This is a genomic window from Halomonas sp. McD50-4 (genome assembly GCF_022348135.1).
Taxonomy (GTDB): Bacteria; Pseudomonadota; Gammaproteobacteria; order Pseudomonadales; family Halomonadaceae; genus Vreelandella; species Vreelandella piezotolerans.
Genome location: NZ_JAKRFG010000014.1, coordinates 25,080 through 45,957, shown reverse-complemented (window position 1 = coordinate 45,957; position 20,878 = coordinate 25,080). Strand labels below are relative to the sequence as shown.

General features: G+C 58.7%; 17 protein-coding genes and 1 riboswitch. Of the genes, 6 read left to right on the top strand and 11 right to left on the bottom strand.

Annotated features, from left to right (window positions below):
* Nucleotides 1-12: 12 nt before the first annotated feature.
* Together MHM85_RS15405 and MHM85_RS15400 are read right to left on the bottom strand one after the other, a co-directional pair.
* On the bottom strand, nucleotides 13-1,170 hold the full coding sequence (locus MHM85_RS15405) for an ABC transporter substrate-binding protein (protein WP_219861378.1): 1,158 nt from the start codon (nucleotides 1,168-1,170) through the stop codon (nucleotides 13-15).
* A 104-nt stretch (nucleotides 1,171-1,274) separates the two neighbouring features.
* The gene (locus MHM85_RS15400; RefSeq protein WP_219861380.1) at nucleotides 1,275-1,886 is read right to left on the bottom strand and encodes a flavin reductase family protein; all 612 of its coding nucleotides are present in this window, start codon (nucleotides 1,884-1,886) and stop codon (nucleotides 1,275-1,277) included.
* A 107-nt stretch (nucleotides 1,887-1,993) separates the two neighbouring features.
* On the opposite strand from MHM85_RS15400, the gene arfB reads away from it, so the two are divergent.
* Both arfB and MHM85_RS15390 read left to right on the top strand, forming a co-directional pair.
* Nucleotides 1,994-2,416 carry an alternative ribosome rescue aminoacyl-tRNA hydrolase ArfB gene (arfB, locus tag MHM85_RS15395; protein ID WP_219861382.1) on the top strand — a complete coding sequence of 141 codons (423 nt, stop codon included), beginning with the start codon at nucleotides 1,994-1,996 and terminating at the stop codon, nucleotides 2,414-2,416.
* 38 nt (nucleotides 2,417-2,454) lie between these two features.
* A complete protein-coding gene (locus tag MHM85_RS15390; protein WP_219861384.1) occupies nucleotides 2,455-2,658 on the top strand; it encodes a DUF1289 domain-containing protein in 204 nt (67 codons plus the stop codon).
* On the opposite strand, the gene MHM85_RS15385 is transcribed toward MHM85_RS15390, so the two are convergent.
* A complete protein-coding gene (locus MHM85_RS15385; protein WP_219861386.1) occupies nucleotides 2,622-3,671 on the bottom strand; it encodes a proline racemase family protein in 1,050 nt (349 codons plus the stop codon). The two genes, MHM85_RS15390 and MHM85_RS15385, sit on opposite strands and share 37 nt — an antisense overlap.
* Before the next feature lie 11 nt (nucleotides 3,672-3,682).
* Nucleotides 3,683-4,855 carry a zinc-binding dehydrogenase gene (locus MHM85_RS15380; RefSeq protein WP_219861388.1) on the bottom strand — a complete coding sequence of 391 codons (1,173 nt, stop codon included), beginning with the start codon at nucleotides 4,853-4,855 and terminating at the stop codon, nucleotides 3,683-3,685.
* 241 nt (nucleotides 4,856-5,096) lie between these two features.
* Here MHM85_RS15380 and MHM85_RS15375 point away from each other — a divergent pair, with 241 nt between their 5' ends.
* Nucleotides 5,097-6,275, top strand: coding sequence for an MFS transporter (locus tag MHM85_RS15375; RefSeq protein ID WP_219861390.1), 1,179 nt, complete (start codon nucleotides 5,097-5,099; stop codon nucleotides 6,273-6,275).
* Here the strand turns inward: MHM85_RS15375 and MHM85_RS15370 are convergent.
* From MHM85_RS15370 to MHM85_RS15355, 4 genes are all read right to left on the bottom strand, one after another.
* Nucleotides 6,272-7,240 (bottom strand): magnesium transporter CorA family protein, encoded by a 969-nt coding sequence (locus tag MHM85_RS15370; RefSeq protein WP_044628402.1) that lies wholly within the window; start codon nucleotides 7,238-7,240, stop codon nucleotides 6,272-6,274. The genes MHM85_RS15375 and MHM85_RS15370 overlap by 4 nt on opposite strands.
* A 17-nt stretch (nucleotides 7,241-7,257) precedes the next feature.
* Nucleotides 7,258-8,688 carry a diguanylate cyclase gene (locus MHM85_RS15365; protein WP_219861392.1) on the bottom strand — a complete coding sequence of 477 codons (1,431 nt, stop codon included), beginning with the start codon at nucleotides 8,686-8,688 and terminating at the stop codon, nucleotides 7,258-7,260.
* Between the two features lie 74 nt (nucleotides 8,689-8,762).
* Nucleotides 8,763-10,142, bottom strand: coding sequence for a sodium:solute symporter (locus MHM85_RS15360; protein ID WP_219861395.1), 1,380 nt, complete (start codon nucleotides 10,140-10,142; stop codon nucleotides 8,763-8,765).
* Nucleotides 10,132-10,235, bottom strand: a riboswitch (TPP riboswitch). It overlaps the preceding gene by 11 nt.
* Before the next feature lie 65 nt (nucleotides 10,236-10,300).
* Nucleotides 10,301-10,891 carry a peroxidase-related enzyme gene (locus tag MHM85_RS15355; RefSeq protein ID WP_219861397.1) on the bottom strand — a complete coding sequence of 197 codons (591 nt, stop codon included), beginning with the start codon at nucleotides 10,889-10,891 and terminating at the stop codon, nucleotides 10,301-10,303.
* A 180-nt stretch (nucleotides 10,892-11,071) separates the two neighbouring features.
* On the opposite strand from MHM85_RS15355, the gene MHM85_RS15350 reads away from it, so the two are divergent.
* Entirely contained in the window at nucleotides 11,072-11,761 is a 690-nt protein-coding gene (locus tag MHM85_RS15350; RefSeq protein ID WP_139526655.1) for a hypothetical protein, read from the top strand.
* Between the two features lie 43 nt (nucleotides 11,762-11,804).
* Here MHM85_RS15350 and MHM85_RS15345 read toward each other — a convergent pair whose 3' ends face one another.
* Entirely contained in the window at nucleotides 11,805-13,301 is a 1,497-nt protein-coding gene (locus MHM85_RS15345) for a CoA-acylating methylmalonate-semialdehyde dehydrogenase (protein WP_239286397.1), read from the bottom strand.
* Nucleotides 13,302-13,523: 222 nt separating this feature from the next.
* Here MHM85_RS15345 and MHM85_RS15340 point away from each other — a divergent pair, with 222 nt between their 5' ends.
* Nucleotides 13,524-14,585: a putative zinc-binding metallopeptidase gene (locus MHM85_RS15340; protein ID WP_219861402.1), complete on the top strand. Its 1,062-nt coding sequence runs from the start codon at nucleotides 13,524-13,526 to the stop codon at nucleotides 14,583-14,585.
* Here MHM85_RS15340 and MHM85_RS15335 read toward each other — a convergent pair whose 3' ends face one another.
* Together MHM85_RS15335 and MHM85_RS15330 are read right to left on the bottom strand one after the other, a co-directional pair.
* Complete coding sequence (locus MHM85_RS15335; RefSeq protein WP_139526649.1) at nucleotides 14,586-15,584, bottom strand: alpha-E domain-containing protein; 999 nt, start codon at nucleotides 15,582-15,584, stop codon at nucleotides 14,586-14,588.
* A gap of 4 nt (nucleotides 15,585-15,588) precedes the next feature.
* Nucleotides 15,589-17,073, bottom strand: a complete 1,485-nt coding sequence (locus tag MHM85_RS15330; RefSeq protein ID WP_044629238.1) for a circularly permuted type 2 ATP-grasp protein — start codon at nucleotides 17,071-17,073, stop codon at nucleotides 15,589-15,591.
* 433 nt (nucleotides 17,074-17,506) lie between these two features.
* Between MHM85_RS15330 and MHM85_RS15325 the strand changes: the two genes are divergently transcribed.
* Nucleotides 17,507-20,857: a transglutaminase family protein gene (locus tag MHM85_RS15325; RefSeq protein ID WP_239286396.1), complete on the top strand. Its 3,351-nt coding sequence runs from the start codon at nucleotides 17,507-17,509 to the stop codon at nucleotides 20,855-20,857.
* Nucleotides 20,858-20,878 lie beyond the last annotated feature (21 nt).

Genomic DNA, 20,878 nt, shown 5'->3' with positions numbered 1-20,878 from the left:
AGAGAGCCACGGCTAGCGGGCTAGGCTGTTCCAATCCACCGGCTCGAACTGGCCATTTCGGATAATGGTAGGCCAGACGGCATCGCTGGCTTGATGGTCGTTCGGGCCCAATGTGAGCGGTTCGCCAACGCCGATATCGATACTGCCCAGGCTCAAAAGGCCATTGACCACCGCTTCTCGATCAGGGTTATTACCCGCCGCCTTGAGGCCTTCGGCAAACAGCTTGGCGGCTAGGTAGCCTTCAAGGGAAATAAAGTCGGGGGTGGCGTCGGGGGCGTACTCAGCCAACGCCTGACGATACTCTTCGACGGCCGGCAGATCGGCATCCAACGGCGGTACCACTTGCGTCACGATGACCCCCTCCGCCTGCGGGCCAAGCGCCTCTAGCAGCGCCTGGCTACCGACGAATGAGACATTTAGAAACAGCGCATCGGGCAGGTCTTGTCGCGCTTCACGAATGAAGTCAGCGGCCGGGCCAAAGGTGCCGACGATGATCACTGCCTTGGGTGTGACCGGTGCCTGAAGAATACTGGCAAGCCCTTGATGAACGTTACGCGTTCCGCGGGTGAAACGACCATGAACCAGTTGGGAGGTATTCAAGACGCCTTGGGCATTGAGCGCGCGAATTGCGCCGTTATAGCCCGCGTCGCCAAAACTGTCGTTTTGGGTAAAAAATGCGATCTCTTCGGGCTCTATACCAGCCGCAAGAAGGCCATCGATCATTGCTGCCGTTTCTTGAACGTAGCTGGCACGGTAGTTGATGACATAACGATCGGGCGGTGAGCGGCGCAGAATTCCCGCCCCGGTGAATGCCCCAAATAGCAGCGTCTTTTGCTGATTATAGATCGGGATAGTGACCGCTGCCGTAGGCGTTCCTACATTGCCAATCGCGGCAAGCAGGCGATCGTTACCCACTAGCTCGCGGGTGTACTTGGCTGCCTGCAGCGGCGAGTATTGATCATCGAACGTCGTGAGGCTGATCGTTTGACCATTGATCCCACCTTCGTCGTTGAGCTTGGCAAAGTAGGTGTCGATGCCCTGCTGCATACCAATGCCCAGAGGAGCAGCACCGCCGCTTGCGGGCGCCACCATGCCGACTTCGAGTGCGGCATGAGCCAGCGGAGCAGCCAAAAGCCCCGCCGCCATTAGCCATGTTGTGATTCGACGCATTGGTTCTCTCCCACATCGCGATGCTTTTTTCTAATATCGGCGGAAGAGTATACGACTTAAGCTTGGCGAGCTTTTAAACAGAGTGTAAAAAAACGTGTCTTGATTTAAGCAGGCCGCTCGATGGCGAAGCGGTCAGTGATGCGCACGTAGTCACTCCCCGCCAAGCGGCCGATCGGTTGCAGCGCGGCCATATCCACGTGACGACCGTCCCACAGCGTATCGTCGATATGAATCGACACGATTTGCGCCAACACTAGGCTACCCGCTAGCGGCCGATCGCCAAAACGCTTCACTTCCAACAGTGTACAGCCAAATGCCACCGGGGCCGCTGCGATGCGTGGCACGCTCACCCCCGGCATGGTGGACTTTTCCAGCCCCGCCAGCGTGAACTCGTCTTCGTGTCTTGGCAGGCTGGCGCTCGTGGTATTGAGCGCATCGACCAACCCTTCGGTGCCGACATGTACCACGCACTCTTGGACTTCTGCCAAATTTCGCAGCGTGTCTTTGGGTTGGGCGCTACCATCCAACAGCGGCGAAAATGCTAAAATGGGCGGGTCGATGCTGGCCACGTTGAAAAACGAGAATGGCGCTAGGTTGGCGTTCCGCTGCTTGTCCTGAGTAGCCACCCAGGCAATCGGTCGTGGGCAAACGCAGCCCGATAGCAGCCGGTAGAGACTACCTGCACTGAGCGGCGACTCGGTCAATAGAGTATTCATGGACTCTCCTGATGGCGTGGCAAGAACGGTGCCCTTAATAGGCCGCTGGCGCCTACCCTCTGTCAAGTATGTTAGCCTACAGACTCATACAACGATCCGGGAACGGAATGCTCATTATTACCAATAGCGTTAGCTTGGCCGACTGGGAAATCGACATTAGCCAAATTCGCGCACAGGGGGCAGGCGGTCAGAATGTCAATAAAGTCGCGTCTGCGGTGCATTTACGTTTCGACATTCAGCGTTCGACGCTGCCGCCGGTCTACAAAGAGCGACTAATGGCCCTGTCGGACCAGCGTATCAGTAAAGAGGGGGTAGTGATCATCAAAGCTCAGAGCTACCGCACGCTCGAGCTGAATAAAGAGGACGCCTTGAACCGCCTCAAGGCGCTGATCAAGAGCGTGGCCAAACAGCCCAAAACGCGCCGTCCTACGAAACCTACGAAAGCCTCTCAGCGCCGCCGAGTGGACCACAAAACCCGGAAAGGCAAGCTCAAGTCGCTACGTGGTAAAGTGCCAGCCAGTGAGCGCTGATCGCTTTCCCCTTTCTACTACTTGACACAGTGAACTAGATGCCATCGACACTTCGCCCGCTATCGCCCTGTATTCACGTATGCCAGATCGAGCCGAACACCCAAACGTGCCAGGGATGCGGGCGCACGTTGGATGAAATTGCCTGCTGGGGAAGCATGACCGAGGCCGAGAAGGCCCCGGTGTGGGAACGAATCGAACAGGAGGGCTACGTCTCTTCGTGTTGGCGATCACTCAGGATATGATGCAACTCGCCACAGGCGACCATCGGGTCGTCGCAGTTGATCACGATACTCGACTCCGCCAGCACGTAGCTGCGTCCCGTAATGGTGTTTTCCACCACTTGATAAGCCCCTTCTTGATGCGTGCCGGTAAACGTGCCAATGAAGCCGGTTTCCCTAAGCGATACGGTTTCCAGCTTATCGCCGAGGCTCAACCGCCCCTCGTAATTCATTAGCGCTAGCCTTGCCGACGTGCCGGTGCCCGTGGTACTCCGGCAAATGACGCCGGGGTGCACGTAGGTGGTCGACCGCGAGCGGATATAACCTTCGGCGATCGGCTCTTCGGGCCCCATGAAGTGCAGAAAAGGCAGCGGACCCACGTCGCCTAGGGTGTAGTGGGAGAAACCGCGTTGCGCCTTGATGGCCTCCACGATTTTGTACGCACAAGCCGCCAGCGCCTGCTCTTCATCACGCACCAGCTTGAAGCCCAACGCCTCGGCATCGACCAAGGCGTAAAAACCGCCACTATAGGCGACGGAGTAGGTGACTTCCCCAATCCCTGGCACTTGAATGGTGTCGCGATAGGTATCGATATAGCTCGGCAGGCCTTCGCAGGTCACGTACTCCACCACGCCGTTGTGCACTCGGGCCTCGATTTGAACCAGCCCTGCCGGGGCCTCTAACTTGAAGCGTTGAATTCCCTCCTGCTTGGGCACGATGCCGGTTTCCAGAACGGCCGTGGCCGTGCACAGCGTGTTCGAGCCGGAATAGATCGGGTAGCCCATCACTTCCATGATGATGTATCCGACCACGGCTTCCGGGTCGGTGGCAGGCACCAAGAGATCCACCGACATTTCGGGAATGCCGTAGGGCTCTTCTAACAACAAACGGCGCAACCCGTCGGCGTCGTCGCGCAGGTACTCCATCTGTTGACGCACCGTCGCACCGGGCAATGCATCGATGCCGCCCGTGACGATGCGGCTGACATCTCCCCCGGCATGGGTGTCCAACAATCGAATCGTATGCAGGTTTTTCACTCACCCGGCTCCTAGGCAGAGGTTATGGCAAATGGGGCACCGTGGGTGTCCCACTGGGCATCGGGAACGATGACGATTTTCCCCAGGTAGTTGCTGCCTCGGTTCACGAAGTAGCGCTCGGCCTGATGCAAGTCAGAGAGTTTGAACGCGCCATGCAGCACCGGTTTTAACTCACCGCTGCGTATCCACGCTATCAACTGCTCTGCTTCTTCCCGAGTACCGTGGGACACGCCGACTATCTGCACCTGATAGAGATAGATGCGGGTCCACATGATCTCGCTGAGGTTACCGCCGCTGGCACCGGCAATGGAGAGCCGGGGGTAGGTGGTACGACGCTGCATATCGCCGATCATGGTATCGATGAACAGATCGGTCATCTCGCCACCAACGAGATCCATGACGGCATCGATGGCCTGACCATCGGTGGCGGCCAGCACACGCTCGACGAAAGTGGGCAGGTCGCCTCGATCGATGACGGCTTCTGCGCCCAACGCACGTAGCGCGTCGGCTTTATCGAGCTGGCTAACGGCGTAGGGAATCGCGCCGACGATACGGCATAGCTGGATCAACGCCGTGCCCACCCCGCCGCTGGCGCCGCTGACGAGGATACGCTCGCCCGCCTGAACGTTGGCCGCCGTCATCATGTGGTAGGCCGTTTGATACGAGCACATGCCCATGGCCGCAAGCTCGGCATCGTGTAGCTCAGGGTTGGGGACATGGTGAAACTGGTCGGCAGGCACTGCCACGTACTCGGCGTAGCCGCCGTCTTCGCCGTGTCCGTAGTAGTCCGGCGTCAGGTTAATGTCACGACGCTCGTCGGCATACAAATTGAAATCCAGCAGCCCGCGCTCCCCGATACGCCGGGGATCGACCCCCTCGCCGACAGAAACGACCCGACCTGCCACGTCAGCGCCTTGAATACGCGGAAACGTCAGGGTCGGCGACCCACCCATGGCAAACGAGGTCACGTCCTCTTTGCCTTTGGTGGGGTATAAGCCTTCGCGCGCTTTGCGGTCGGTGTTGTTTTTCGCCGTTGCCGTGACTTGCACCAGCACCTGCCCAGGGCCGGGCGTTGGCGTGGGAACGTCCTGACGGTATTGCAGAGCGTCGACATCACCGTGACCGGTCAAGAGCATCGCCGACATCGTGGCCGGAATCGTTGCGCTGTTATCCGTGTGGGCCATGGGTGGTTCCTTGTTGAGTGCATATGTCGCGACGATAACAAACGCCGGGCGAGGTTCAAGGGGGCGAGCGAAGGACAGCATGCCCTCGATCACGATGGATGAGTAAAGCACATAGTGCCCCTTAAGCCACACTCCCCCAGTCAGCCGCCTGGCGGGTCGTCAACTTTTCGCCAATAGTGAGAGTAAGCAAAACCCGTCAAGCTACGGGTCGACCATGCTTCTGCCCCTGCCAAGGATCGGTATGCTTCACTTCACCTCGACGTACCATCGCCGTCTCACCTGGACCTACTTTGGCCTGTTCATTGCCATTGGGATGACCGGCGGACTGCTTGGGCCAGCACTGCCCCATTTGGCCGAGGCCAGCGGTGCCTCCATGAGCCAAATCGCCGTGCTGTTCACTGCACGTGCCGTTGGCAACATGAGCGGCGCCATGGTCACCGGGCTGCTCATGGATCGCTTCAACGGCCACCGCGTGTTGGTGATGATGGGCGTGCTGGCGGTAGCCGGACTGGCGCTGGCCCCGCTTAGCCCGCTTCTGCTGCTGTTGACGCTGCTGTTCATGCTGCTGGGATTTGCGGAGGTATCGCTCAACGCGGGCGGGAACACGCTGCTTTTGTGGCTGCACCGAGACGCAGCGGGCCCCAATGTAAGCGCGCTGCACTTCTGTTTCAGTTTCGGCAACATGCTCACGCCGCTGATCATGATTGCTGCGCTATCCCTCACCGGACAGTTTCACCTCACGTTTTGGATCGTCGCGGCCAGCGTGGCTGCCATGCTGTGGCCGCTGTCGCGCTTCGTCAGCCCGTCCATGCCCACCGTTGACCCTAATCCCGCGTCCTTGGCTACGCTCAAACACCGCGACCCGCTCTTGCTGGGACTATTCATGCTACTGTTTTCTCTTTATGTGGGCATCGAAATTACGTTCGCCGGCTGGGTCACCGCATACGGTACGCTCTCTGGATTGACCACCGAGCAGGCGACGTTGCTGGCAACGCTGTTCTGGCTGGCGCTCTCGGCGGGACGCCTGCTCGCCATCCCGCTACTACGCGTTTGCTCACCTTGGCAGGTGCTCGCTGGCTGCCTAGCGCTGGGGCTGAGCGCAGCGGCAGGTCTGCACCTCAACGCGCTGCCGCCAAGCGCTGGCGCGCTGCTGTTTGGCCTCTCAGCCTCGGCGTTTTTCCCTACGCTGTTTGCACTGTGCAACCAATCGATTGTCATGCGCGGGCGCACCACTGGCGCCATCTTTACCGCCGCGGGCAGCGGGGCGCTGGTCATTCCGTCACTGACCGGCCCGCTGCTGGATCTGGCGGGTGCGGGGGCGTTTCCTATATTGTTGGCCACGCTTTGGCTACTGATTGCGCTGGGGCTCTTACTGTTGGCCAGTCGTCTGCGGCAATTGGCGGTTCGACAAGGGGGTTAAAACCAGCGTTTCCGTTTGAACAGCCAAATGAGCACCCCACCAATCCCTAGCATGGCCCCCCAAACGAAAAAGTAGCCGTACTGATAGCTCAGTTCTGGCATGTACTCGAAGTTCATGCCGTAAATACCGGCGATAAAGGTTAGCGGGACGAAAATAGCGGTAATCACCGTCAACACCCGCATGGTGATGTTCAACTGGTGTGATGAAATGGAGATATAGCCGTCGACGAGATCGCCACAAATGTCGTAGTACATTTGCGTTAGGGTGTAGAGTCGCTCGAAACGTTCTTCGACATCGGTTATGGCATGCAGCGTTTCGCTTTCGCCTCGCGGCAAGTGCGCGTAGTCGTACGCCGTCAGCTCTTGGGTGATGCCTTTGTGATAGCTGAAGATCCGGCGCATTTTGACCAGACGCGAGCGATACGTGGTGATTTTACGCATCAACACGTCGTTACCATTGTCTAGCAGCTCGTCCTCGAGATCACTGAGCTCCGTTTCGAATTCCAGCAAGCTATCGATATAAAAGCCCGCCGAGGTGTACATCACTCTCAGTGCCACCTGCTCGGGTGACTGGGCCAATAGCGTTTTGCCGTGCTCATTGAGTAAGCGTTCGATACTCATCGCCTCGCCGGGGTGCAAGGTCACCAAAAAGCGTTCGCCGACGAAGAAACAGATCTGCTGAGGTACGAAGTTTAGCTGGGCATCGAACGAGGAAATGCCGCGATAGATGATCAGCGTGTGATTGTCGAACTCTTCGATTTTCGGCGGATGGCGCTCTTTGTGGGCGTCTTGTATGGCCATCGGGTGACACTCGAAGCGCTCCAGTATCTCACGCTCCTGCGCTTCGCTCTCTCCTTTCATGTCGACCCACAAGTGTGCCGTGGGCATGCGCATCCACTCGTCCATCAGGCGAATGTCGCCCTCGCGCACGTCGCCCTCTGGGGTGGTCAATAGACAACGAATCATACTCGTCCTTGGGTTCGTTAATGGGGGGCAGACGTATCCGCCGGACGTGCCAGCGCGATACGCGCTTTGCCTGCGCGTTTGGCGTTGTACATGGCCTCATCGGCGCGCTTCAATAACTCCTGAGGTGTCTCCGCCGCGTCGTGGACGAACAGCGCCACACCAATGCTGGTACTTACTTGCAGGGTCACGCCACCTGCGCTGAGCGGCTCCTCGATCACCTCGATCAGCTTATGGGCCAGCGGCTCCGGTGCGTCGCTGGTCACCCCCTCGAGCAGCACGACGAACTCATCTCCCGCCCATCGGGCAACGAAATCCGTCTCGCGGACGGTTCGCTGAAGACGGCTCGCGATGTCGCGCAGCAGCTCGTCCCCCATGGCATGGCCGTGCTGATCGTTAATGCGTTTGAACCCATCGAGGTCTAGAAACAGCACGGCCAGCGGTGCGAGCGTACGGCGTACCCGTGCCATTGCCTCCGGCAAACGCTCATCTAGGGCGCGGCGGTTGGGCAAACGGGTGAGCACGTCTTCTCGGGCCTGCTGGTCGCGTAGGCGCTCTAGCTGCTGGCGTTCGGTAATGTCGTGAATGAACAAGCTGCGGCGTGGGCGGCCATTCACCTCGAAACGCTTCAGTCGCACCTCGACCGGCAAGCGAACGCCATCGCGCCGTAGGGCTTCTCCGGTCACTGGCATGGCGACATCGTCACTGGTGATTCCGTCGGGAAACATGAGCGATGTAATCGGTCGAGTGAGGGCTTCTTTGCGACTCCAGCCGAACATGGTCTCGGCTGCATGGTTCCAATCCAGCACGCGCCCCTGCTCATCGACGCTCAAATAGGCATCATATGCCGACTCGATCACCAGATTGAGTTCGCGGGTTCGCTGCTCGATACGCTGCTCGAGGCTTTGATGCAGCGCGGTGAGCGCCTGCTGAGTGGCGGCACGAATCTTCTGCTCGTTGATGAGCCGTTCGCGCAGGTGGATTTCGCCAATCACGATATCGGCCAAATCTTGCATCGCAGCCTTTTCTTGGTCACTTAAGCTGCGTGGCTGGCTGTCCATGGCGCATAGCGATCCGAGGACCAGCCCTTGTGAACTACGCAGCGGTATCCCGGCATAAAAACGGATGCCGCCAGGTGTCATCACGTAGGGATTGGTCACGAAGCGTGCGTCTTGCTGAGCGTCTTCGACCACTAGCGGCTCATCTTCGAGTACCGTGTAAGCACAAAACGCGACGTCCCTAGGTGTTTCCGATACCGCCATGCCCACTTGAGACTTGAACCACTGACGATCGGTGTCGATCAGACTGATGGTAGATTTAGGAACGCCGAGCAGCACGGTGACCAATCGCGTGATCCGATCGAAAACGGGCTCGTCTGGCGTATCCAGGAGGGCCAGTTCGTTAAGCGCAGCCAAACGGGCAGTTTCGTTGGGGGGTAACAGGTGGCTCATGGCGATCACACCTAAATGGTCATCAAACCCTTAACAGCATAACGCGAAACGAAATGTCCTGCTTAACGCCTTGATTAACGGACTTCGACACGTTGACGGCTCACCAGAGCCAACGCCACACTGACCGCTGTTGAGAGTAGCAGCGCCCCTACGAACGGGCCTAACGTCGGTACGCTGCCGGGGAACGTGGCGGCCATTACCCCTGCGCTGATGCTGCCCTGACCGATCCAGCCAGGCAGCACGGCCCCTACGAGCCCCGCCAACCCGCCGCTTATTGCTGCCATCGGTGTCATACGCTGCCACAAACCCAGCAGCACCGGCACCACGATCGCTGCACACAGCAGATCGGCAATCAAAAATAGCCGCAGCACGGAGAGCCCTTGCAAGGCAATCACGATCACGGGCAGCATGATCGCCACGGTGAGCCAGCGCGCCTTGTTGAGGGCCTCGGGCCGGTGACCATTGGCCCACAGCGACGCAATGCCGTTTTGTAAGGTGTCGACGCTCGAGGTGACCAGCGTGACGGCCAGTACCAATGAAGGCAGCGTGATCCATACCGGGGCATCACTAAGCAGCGCAAAAAACGGCATGGGCGGCTCGCCGAGACTGACCCCGCTCATCGCTGCCATGATACCTACGCCACCGATCACCATGACGACCAGTACGGTCAAGCCGCCACCCAACCAGGCACCGCGCCCCAGGCTCGCGTCGTCTTGGGCCGCCCATACCCGCTGCCAATAGCCTTGGTGAAACAAGTTGGCCGCCGTCACGGCGATCACCAGCGTCAACGCCACGCTGAGCGAGCTGCCGATGGGGAGCGACGGGAGTTGTGCGTCATTCGGCATACTGGGCAGTCGCCAGAGCGTCACGCTGGCGACGGCGAGCAGCAGCGCCAAAAGCAGCCACGCTTGCCAGCGGTCGGTGGCCAAGCTTGCCCGCAGCCCGCCCATGACGGTGTACACCAGCGTGGTGAGCGCCACCCCGATGATCACCACGGCGGGAGGCACGTCGGAGAGCAGCGCGGTAATCGCCCCGATGGCGGTGAGTTCAGCAGCCAGGAAGCAGCCCATGTAAGCCACGGAAACAAGCGCCACGAAATGGCGTACCCCCTTGCCGTAGCAGGCGTCGGCAAACTCGGCAATGCTGCGTCCCTCGGGCAGTGCTTGGCGTATCTTAGGCCCGTAGAGACCCAAAACGATGAACGGCAGCGCCGAACCAAGGGCATAGCCCAGTAGCGCCACGGGCCCTACCAATGCGCCGATTTCAGGGGGTGCAAAGAGTATCCAAGCCCCCATACCGGACGCCAAAAAGGAGAGCCCCAGGGTGGCCGACGTTTGCGAATTACGGGCGGTGACATAATCATCCAGCGAGCCGCCACTGAAACGTGCCCGAAGACCCAGAAAAGCAAAGCAGCATAACGCTGCGCCTAACACGAAAGACGTTAGGTAAGGCATGTCGCGCTTCCTCCGCCGGTACGAACCGGATCAGGTTCCAGGGTCTGCGTTGCGCGCATTCTCAGCCCCATTGGGGCTCCCCTGGCGACAGTGAGTGGAGGCAGTATCCTCAATCAAAGTGGTGCGTTAGTAAAGCCTTGCCCATGGAGCCGGGCTGCTTATTCCACTTTCTTGGGGACACGCCCCATCAGGTAAAACTCGGCGTTGGGCGGTGTTCCAGCTAGTGTCACCAAGCGGTTGGACATGCCAAAAAACGCGGCAATGGCACCGATGTCCCAGCAATCATCCAGCGTGAACCCCACTGCCTCTAAACGCGCCTGCCATTCTTCTGAAAACTCGCCCAGATCGATGGCACTGTGCAGTGCAAAGTCGAGCATCAACCGATGACGCTCGCTCAATCCCGCCACACGATGGTTGATGGCGATATTATCCGCCAGTAACGGATCTTTACTGTAGATACGCACTAGCGCGCCATGGGCGACGACACAGTACAAGCAGCGATTGCGGGCACTGGTCGCAACGACAATCATCTCTTTCTCTGCTTTGGTCAGCGTCTCCGATGGTCGCTCCATCAACGCATCGTGATACGCAAAAAAAGCGCGAAACTCGTCGGGTCGGTGAGCCAACATCAAAAATACGTTGGGCACGAAGCCCGCTTTCTCCTGCACGGCCAACATGGCTTCCCGAATATCATTGGGAACATTATCCAGAGTGTCAGGAAGTTTGAACCGACTGATCGATGCAGCCATAAAGGCTCCTTTTTTATTTTGAAGTAGAGTCCCACTACCAACTCACTTTTATCCGTAACAAATTGCTAACTAAAGACTCTTTTCATATGGCTTTACGCTCGCCATACTTTTAGTGATCTAATGTCATAAAAGCCGTACGCTATTCGGCTAGCCAAGCGGCGTACTTACAGGGAAACCACCATGTCATACTCCGAAGCAAAAGAGCACACGCCAGGGCGTTTGCATGAACTGTTCGCAGACCCGTACCGTGCGTTCGAGAACGATACGGATGAGCGTCAGTTGCATATCCGTGTCATGCTTCACACCCTGCTGGCCCAGCCTATGCAGCGCGGCCTGGTCACGCTTCGTGTGATTCACGGCTGGGAGAACGGTGGTTTCGAACCTGCCGACCTACAGCATGCCGATTTTACGCTGCACAACCTGCAAGATTTCGAGGCGGCGGCCACCTCCTTTCACGCGGCGGCGGAACGAAATGCCCCCCTACCCGCAGATCAAACCGCTATTCTCGCGGCTCCCCTGGCCGATGCCATTGCCGATGCCGAAGCAGAAGGCAACGCGCTCACCGACGATATTCGTGCCACACCGGCTCGCTGGCCCGCGTTCGAGGGTGGGCTTGCCCTCTACACTCTGTTCAAAATGTACCATCGCCTCGTATATGGCGAGGACGATACCTACCGTTGCTCACAATGTGAGACCCCCCACGGCCTTCGTGAAATTCATGAATTTCACCTCGAAGAGGGAGAATTCGCGCTGCTGGCGCCCGTTCGCGATGAGCAGGAGGCGCCCTACCTGCTCGTACTACACGAGAGCCAGCTTGGTCCCATAGGGCAACTGCTCTCGGAGAGCTTACCGCTGTTTCAGGACGTGTGAAGGTCGCCTCCTCTACCGAGGAGGCGCAGCGCGTTGCCGCTCGCTATAGCGAGATCGTGCTATTGATACCGCTAGAGACGTTTTCGGGCTCGAACCAGCGGGCAGTGACCGTTTTGGTCTGCGTCCAGAACGCAATCGCCTGTTTACCGTTAGGCCCTAGGTCGCCCAGCTTCGACGCCCGAGAACCGGTAAAGCTAAAGTAGGCGACCGGCACCGGAATGGGCACGTTTATGCCAATTTGGCCGACGTCGATGTCGGTCTCGAAGCGTCGCGCGACCCAGCCCGAGTTCGTAAAGATCGAGGTGCCGTTGCCATTCGGATTGGCGTTAATGAAAGCGATGGCGTCGTCCAGCGTTTCGACGTTGACGACACACAGCACCGGCCCAAAAATTTCCTCACGATAGATCGTCATGTCTGCCGTCACATCGGAAAACAGAGTCGGCCCGACGAAATTACCGTCTGGGTAGCCGTCGACCGTGTAGCCGCGCCCATCGACCAGCAGCGTAGCACCCTCCTTCTCACCTGCCGTAATCAAACGCTCGACCCGCCCCTTGGCTTGCGGAGAAACCAGTGGCCCCAGATCGGCCTCGCGCTGGGTGCCGGGTCCCACGGTCATACCGCGCGCGCCGGCTTCGATGTCTTTGATCCACTCGCGCGCTTCCCCCACCAGCACGACCACCGAGTTCGCCATGCAGCGCTGACCGGCGGCACCAAAGGCAGAGCCCAGCAGGCTATCGATGGCTTGACTACGGTTGGCATCCGGCATGACGACACAGTGGTTTTTTGCACCCATCATGGCCTGCATACGTTTGCCAGCAGCGGCCGCACGGTTATAAAGCAGCGACCCCACATGGGTCGAACCGATGAACGACAGCGCCTTGATATCTTGATGGTCGGCAATTTGATTGGCGACGTCAGGCCCACCGTGCACGACGTTCAATACCCCAGCCGGAATACCCGCTTCATGTGCCAGTTCCACGAGCCGCATGGTAGAACTCGGGTCTTGCTCGGAAGGCTTCAAGACGAAGGTGTTTCCGGTTGCAATCGCCAACGGGAACATGAAACAGGGCAGCATGATCGGAAAATTGAAGGCGGTAATGCCCGCCCCCACACCCAGCGGCTGATGCATGGTATAGACGTCCACCTCGTTGGCCGCATTCTCCGCCAGCTCGCCAAGCTGTAGGGAGGTAATCGAACAGGCGTGCTCTACCACTTCTAGCCCGCGCCCCACTTCACCCTCGGCATCCGGCAGGGTTTTACCGTGCTCTTCGGTGATCAAGGCGGCAAGTTCCGCTGTATTCTCGCGAATCAACGCCTGCAGTTTGAGCATGATGCGCATGCGCTTGCCGAGCGGCACTTTGCGCCACTCTTTGAACGCCGTTTTGGCGCTGGCGATGGCGCGCTCGACTTCTTCGGACGTACAGAACGGTACTCGCGCCACCACGTCCTGGGTGGCAGGATTCACCACATCGCGCCACTCTTGGCTTTGCGACATGACCGGCTGGCCATCGATGTACATCGGAATTTCACGAACGGACATGATGCGTTTCCTCGGCTTGTGTTTGTTATGGGATCGAATAGGGAACCATTAGGGTATATCAGCAAGTTGACGTAAACGTCAATTAGCAACTGGACAAAGACAATATGCCCTCCGCTCGACGATTTGGCTTTCCCTCTCGGTGAGGGCATCGCTATGCTGAGACAATGACGTATCACTACTCACCCTCGTGAGATGCGCGGTGGTGATCACAAGGAGGTATCCATGCAGACGTTTAGCTGCCGCTGTGGCAATCCGCTGTTTTTCGAAAATACCCACTGCTTGGCCTGTGAGTCGGAGGTTGGCTGGTGCCCCGCGTGTTGTAACATCGTGGCGCTGGAACCGTTAGATAGCGGCGGCTACCTCTGTACCCATGAAGACTGCGGCACGGCACTAATGAAGTGCCACAACTATGCCGTCGAAAACGTCTGCAACCGGATGGTGGTGATGGCCGACGGGCACGCCGATACGCTATGCGACTGCTGCCGCTACAACGAGGTGATTCCCGACCTAGAGGTCGAGGGCAACCGGGAACGCTGGGCAGCGCTGGAGAGCGCCAAACGGCGGCTTTTCTATACGCTGGATTTGCTCAAGCTTCCCCACGGGGTCGAGGGCGAGGACATCCGCGTCCCACTGAGTTTTTCGTTCATGGCCGATGCGCTGCCCGACCAAGGGCTGTGGCGCTCCACGGCAAACCAAGAAAAAGTTTACACCGGCCACGCCAATGGCCATATCACCATCAACGTCAAAGAGGCCGATGACGTCGAGCGTGAGCGGCTGCGTGTCGACATGAATGAATCCCACCGTACGTTGATCGGCCATTTTCGTCACGAAATCGGCCACTACTACTGGGACCTACTGATCAAAGACCAAGACGAAGCCGCCAGCATTCGCGTGTTCGGCGACCACAACCATCCCACCTATGGCGACGCCCTAGAGCAGTACTATCAGCAAGGCGCGCCGGCAGACTGGCCCACACGGTTCATCTCCGCCTACGCCGCCATGCATCCGTGGGAGGATTTCGCAGAGACGTTTGCCTTTTATCTGGACATGGTGGCCGTGCTGGATACGGCACTGCACATGGGCCTCTCTCGGGCCGAGTACGATGGCTCATTGGAGAGCATGCTACAAGCGTTTCACCAGGTGGGCTTGACGGTGAATGAACTCAATCGTGACATGGGCCTACTGGATCTGGCCCCAGGGGTTCTTGCCCCCGCGGTGCATGAAAAGCTGGCGTATCTACACGATCTCATTCAACGCGCGAACGCCAGCCCTAAAGCGGCCTAATCAGTCGTTGTCATGGTCGCCCACGTGGCTCTGGGTTTGGCGCTGAGTGACTCGAGGAACGCCGTCGCCGTTCACGAAATACGTAGCGCTGAGCGTATCGTGAATGGCGGCAAAACCAATTTGTAGCTCGTCCACGAAAGCGTGCAGTTTGCTCGGCGAGTGGGCCAATGCCTGAATGTCCGCATCGACCACATCGGCGCGTACCAGTGACACCGTGGCTGCCACACGATCTTGACGAGGCAGTAACTGCAGCTCGTGCCCCAATGTTTCCAGGCTACAGGCAATGGAGCGCGGCAGGTGCGGATCTTGAAGCAGAAAACGCAATACGTCCGGCCCACGCACGCGCAGCCTGACCTGCTGACGATACATCTGATACGCCGTCAGGGATTTCAGCACGCTCATCCACTGTAGATTTTCGAACGGCAGCAATTCTTCAGGATTTTGCGGCAGCAAGCTCGCCGAACGCACGTCGACGATCCGTGTGGTCATGTCCGCCCGCTCCAACTGACGGCCCAGCTTGATGAACGTACGCGCCGGGCCGTGGCTCAAGGTGCCTTCGATGAGCCCTGTTAGCGTTTGGCAGCCTCGAATGACGTTTTTCAAAAATGCATCCCGACGCCGAGGGCTCACGCCGTTCTCCGCGTGATCCGCCACGCTGAGATAGAGCTGGTTGACCTCTTCCCAAATCTCTCGGGGCACCACGTCCCGCGTGGTGCGCAGGTTTTCTCTGGCGCTGGCGAGCGCCGAGAGAATCGAGCTGCCGTTTTCGGCATCGGCGCACAAAAAGTGCATCACACTTCGCTCATCGAAACTGGTATGCCGAGCGTTGAAGGCATCCAGCGTCCCGGTCATTTCGATCAGCGGCGCCCAGCCCAGCGGTAAATGGCGTGGCAAATCCAGCATCAGGTGCGTATTGACGCTCAATAACCGTGCGGTGTCTTCGGCACGCTCGATGTAGCGAGCCATCCAATAGAGGTTTTCAGCAACGCGTGACAGCATGGCGCTAGGCTCCTTTCTGCTCAGCGGCACCCGCCGCGTTCTCGTCGGTTTCGACGATCCAGGTGTCTTTACTCCCGCCCCCTTGGGACGAATTGACCACCAGCGACCCTTCGACCAGCGCCACGCGGGTCAAACCGCCTGTGGTTACATGGGTTTCCGGTCCCGAGAGGATGAACGGGCGAAGGTCGACATGGCGGGGCTGAGGCAAACCGTTGGCCAGCGTTGGCGTAGTGGAAAGCGCCAGTGTCGGTTGGGCCATATAGTTACGCGGATTTTCATTGATCAAGCGCGCAAACTCGTCCCGCGTTTCTTTGGTGGAGCGCGGTCCGATCAGCATGCCGTAACCACCGGATTCGTTGGCGGGTTTTACCACCAGCTCGTCCAAATGATCGAGCACGTACTGGCGGTCCTCGTCGAACATACAGAGATAACTCGGCACGTTCGGCAGCAGTGGCTCTTGATCCAGGTAGTAACGAATCAGCTCAGGGACGAAGGCGTAAACGACTTTGTCGTCGGCGACGCCCGCCCCGGGCGCGTTGGCCAGCGCGACGTTGCCCGCCCGCCAAGCGCGCATCAATCCCGGCACGCCCAGCATGGAGTGCGGATTGAACGCCTCGGGGTCGAGAAACTCATCGTCTACGCGGCGGTAGATCACATCGACACGGCGCAAGCCCTCTACCGTGCGCATGTAGACCACATCGTCGTCATCGACCAGCATATCGCTGCCCTGCACCAGCTCGACCCCCATTTGCTGCGCCAGGTAGGCGTGTTCGAAATAGGCAGAGTTATAGATGCCAGGCGTCAGCACCACTACCTGCGGGTCGTCGCCCGGACGGGGCGACATGGCCGCCAGCATGTCGTACAGCTGCGCGACATAGTCGTCCACTGGCAAGATCTTGCCCGAGGCGAAAAGCTCCGGTAACACGCGCTTGGTGACGTTGCGGTTTTCCAGCATGTACGAAACGCCCGACGGGATACGCAAGTTGTCTTCCAACACGTAAAGCGTGCCATCGCCGCCGCGCACCAAGTCAGATCCGCAAATATGGGCCCACACGCCGTGGGGCGGATTGATGCCCACACACTGAGGTCGAAAATTGGCCGACTGAGCCAATACTTCGGCGGGCAACACTTTATCTTTGACGACTTTTTGCTCGTGATAGAGATCATCGATGAACAAGTTCAGCGCTTGTACGCGCTGCTTTAAACCCGCCTCGGTTTTTCGCCACTCATTGGCCGGAATGATGCGGGGAACGATATCGAAAGGCCAGGCGCGGTCGATCATCGCCCCTTCTGAATAAACGGTAAACGTGATGCCCATCGTTCGAATGGCAATTTCTGCCGCAGTTTTACGTTCAGCTAGCTCTTCCGCACTAAAGCGCGCCAACATGTGACATAACTCGTCCGCAGAAGCACGAGGCTTGCCTGGCGCCGCCAACAGCTCGTCGTAAAAGTCACGGCACGCATAGTTATTCCAATCTACTTGGCTCATGGGCGCTCTCCTGGCGCTAGGGTGGAAGCGGCAACTTCCTTAATTCAGTAGTGTAGGCCTGCCGCGTGCAATGTACGTAGCAACTTGACCATATAAACACGCAAAACTCGCGCCATATTCCCCGCTATTTCAACGCTCAATTGGCGCTTAGCGTTTACTCTTCTCTTTGTATGGCTTGGTTGGCACAACTTTTATACATGAAAGAAATTAACACTCATTTTTTAGTACTTAATCGTTATTAGAGCACCAAAATAGTGCATACCAGTTATCGATTATGGTGCGATGACAATTTTCCACACTCTTTAAACGCCATTACTCATATTGCAGCTGCAAAATAGTTCAACTCCAACGATACTTCTGGGTACTTATTTTCTTCACCGACGCGCTATGCGGAATACGCACGGTGACTTTTAGCTTTCTTTGAGGGTGGCTCATGACCATTCGCGTTGCCTTGCATCACCGCACGACCTATCGCTTCGACCGCCCCGTCAAGCTCTCGCCCCATGTGATTCGTTTGCGTCCGGCCCCCCACTGCCGTACCCATATCGACGCCTATTCACTGAATATTTCAGGCGACGACCATTTCTTGAATTGGCAGCAGGATCCGTTCGGCAACTTCAATGCCCGCGTGGTGTTCCCCGAGCCACGTAAAGAGCTCACCATTGCCGTCGAACTCGTGGCCCCCATGACGGTGATCAACCCGTTCGATTTCTTTTTGGATGACGTCGCCCAAAAGATTCCGTTCACCTATCCCGACGAACTCAGCAAAGAGCTTGGCCCCTACCTAGAGGTAACCGAAGCGGGACCGCGACTTCTGGACTGGTTGAAAGACGTCTCTCTCGAACCGACCACCAGCGTCGATTTCCTCGTCGCCCTCAATCAGCGCCTGCAAAAGGACATCAGTTATTTGGTGCGTATGGAGCCTGGGGTACAAAGCTGTGAAGAGACGCTGACCCTGGCGAGCGGCTCCTGCCGCGACAGCGCTTGGCTGTTGGTACAAATACTGCGTCATCTAGGCTTGGCGGCACGCTTCGTGTCGGGTTATTTGATTCAACTGACACCGGATGTGAAAGCGCTGGATGGTCCTAGCGGCACCGACGTGGACTTTACCGACCTCCACGCCTGGACCGAAGTCTTCCTGCCCGGCGCTGGCTGGGTAGGACTGGACCCCACCTCTGGCCTGTTTGCAGGCGAAGGTCATATTCCACTCGCCGCTACGCCTACGACCGGCAGCGCCGCCGCCATCACTGGCTTTTCCGATAAGTGCGAGGTGGAGTTCGACGTCGAGATGCGCGTCGAGCGCATTCATGAAGACCAGCGCGTCACCAAACCCTATAGCGAGCAGCAGTGGCAACGCATTCTGACGCTGGGCGACGAGGTTGACCAAGCGCTCAACCAGCAAGACGTTCGACTGACCATGGGCGGCGAACCGACGTTCGTTTCCATCGACGACATGGAGAGCCCTCAGTGGAACACCGAAGCCTTGGGGGAGCACAAACGTGAGCGCGCCGAAGCGCTATTGTCGCGCCTGCAGGCCGCCTACGCCCCTGGCAGCGTGATTCAGCAGCAGCAGGGCAAGTGGTATCCCGGCGAGCCGCTGCCCCGCTGGGCGCTGGCCTGCTACTGGCGTAAAGATGGGGTGCCGCTATGGCGCGACCCAAGCTGGCTGGCCTGCATGGAAGGTGCCCCCGACGTGGTGGCCGACGACACCATGGCTCAGCGCTTTACTCAAGCGCTGAGCGAACGTCTGGGCGTGGCTCAGCGCTGCTGGATTCCTGCCTATGAGGATGCTTACTACTATTTGTGGAAAGAGCAAACGCTGCCGGTCAACGTAGACCCACGCAAAGCCGATTTGAAAGATGACGCCGAGCGCCGACGCCTTGCCCGCCTGCTGGAGCAGGATCTGAGCTCGGTCGTTGGCTATGCGCTGCCACTGCGCCACTCGATTGCCCAGTCACACCGTTGGGAGAGCGGACGCTGGCCGCTGAAACGCGACCACCTCTTCCTGGTACCCGGGGACTCGCCCATGGGGTTACGCCTGCCGCTCTCTGCCCTGCCCTGGGCCGACCCAGAAGACCAGCCCCAACCGCAGTCGCTGTTTGCTCCTCGCCCGGCGCTGGGCGACATTCACGGAGAGGTGGCGCGTCGTAACGCCGAACAGCACCGCTTCACCAGTGCTGAGCGCCTGGGCCAAAGCACCCATCCAAGCCATAGCCACCCGGAAGGCGAATCGGTACAGCAGCAACCTAGCGCCGAGGAGGATCGGGAGCACAAGATCATTCACACGAGTCTGTGCGTCGAACCCCGTGAAGGCAGGCTGCATATTTTTTTGCCGCCGCTGACTCAGCTCGAGCACTACCTCGACCTGCTCAGCAGTATCGAAGCGTGCGCCCGCGAACTTGCCTGCCCGGTCATGATCGAAGGCTACGCGCCGCCGCGCGATCCGCGGCTGGAAAGTTTCCAGATCACACCCGACCCAGGCGTCATCGAAGTCAACATCATGCCTGCCACCAGTTGGCAAACTCTGGTGGCACAAACCGAGCGTCTCTACGATGAAGCACGCCAAGCGCGGTTAGGTACCGAAAAGTTCATGCTGGACGGTCGCCATACCGGCACCGGCGGCGGCAACCACGTCACTTTGGGCGGCATCACGCCGGACGATTCGCCCTTCTTGCGTCGCCCCGACCTGTTGGCCAGTCTGGTCACCTACTGGCAGCATCATCCCAGCCTGTCATATCTTTTCTCGGGGCTGTTCATTGGCCCTACCAGCCAGGCACCACGCGTCGATGAAGCGCGCCACGAAACGCTCTACGAGCTGGAAATCGCTCTGCAGCAAATGCCCGAAGGCGAAGTAGTGCAACCCTGGCTGGTCGACCGCCTGCTGCGTCACTTGCTGACCGACTTGACCGGCAATACACACCGTGCCGAGTTCTGTATCGATAAACTCTACTCGCCGGACAGCGACAGCGGACGCCTGGGTCTATTGGAGCTGCGCGGCTTCGAAATGCCTCCCCACGCGCGAATGGGCTTAATGCAGATGCTGCTGATTCGCGCGCTGGTCGCCCGCTGTTGGAAAACGCCCTACCGTGGCAAGCCGGTGCGCTGGGGAAGCGCGCTACAAGACCGCTGGATGCTGCCCCACTACTTGTGGGAAGACTTGAACGACGTGCTCAGCGACCTGCGTCATCACGGATTCGACTTCGAGCTAGACTGGTTTGCGCCGTTCTTGGAGTTCCGATTCCCGGTGCACGGCCGTTTGCATACACCGATGCTCTCGATCGAGCTTCGCCAAGCCATCGAGCCCTGGCACGTCCTCGGCGAAGAAGCGACTGCAGGCGGCACCGCGCGCTACGTCGACTCCTCGGTAGAGCGCTTGGAAGTCAAAGTCAGCGGCATGAGCGGTGATCGTTACGTCGTCACCTGTAACGGCCGCCCCGTGCCACTTACCGCCACCGGGCGTAATGGCGAAGCCGTGGCCGGCGTTCGTTATCGCGCCTGGCAGCCACCCTCGGCGCTGCACCCGCAAATCCCCATTCACGCACCACTAGTGTTCGATGTCATCGACACCTGGAACCAACGTTCAGTAGCCGGCTGCACTTACTATGTGGTACACCCCACAGGACGTAGCTTCGAGACCTTCCCTGTCAATGCGTTCGAAGCCGAAGCCCGCCGTTTGGGACGCTTCAGCGACAGTGGCCACCGCCATGGCTTTCAGGCCCCCGTACCGGAAAGGGCGAGCCAGGAGCTGCCTTGCACGCTCGATTTGCGCTGGAGCCCACGCTGATGAATGAAGAGTGCTTCCTTA